Origin of the sequence: Virgibacillus salexigens (assembly GCF_014905415.1) — a bacterium.
GTDB classification, from domain to species: Bacteria; Bacillota; Bacilli; order Bacillales; family Amphibacillaceae; genus Virgibacillus; species Virgibacillus salexigens.
On record NZ_BNEO01000100.1, the window covers coordinates 1 to 317 of the forward strand.

A 317-nucleotide genomic window follows, 5' to 3' on the forward strand; every position below is an offset into this window, starting at 1 on the left:
TTGTAATTCGTAAATACCAACTTTATGAACAGGTTCTTGCCAAAGTTTAACGTTTGGGGGAATCGTTCCATCTTCTTCATATTTATTCTGCCAAGTGTTTATTCCACGTTCCATGATGGTGTCAATTGGACAATAAATCCCTACAAGTAACACCGGTAATTCCTTTATGATATTGGCGCAGATAGGTAACAGTTCCACTGAAGTTGAATAACTATAATGATGACCTACTTCAACAACGACATTTAGCCCTAACGTGCTATGGACTCGAATTGACTGATCCATGGCATGATACATGGATACGATAGCTGCTCCTAAAT

1 protein-coding gene is annotated in these 317 nt (G+C 38.5%); it reads right to left on the reverse strand.

The genetic code is table 11. The features are described 5' to 3' along the window. Positions 1-317: phosphotransferase-like protein (locus JKP73_RS22415; RefSeq protein ID WP_438874678.1), on the reverse strand; the 317-nt coding region annotated here is incomplete at both ends.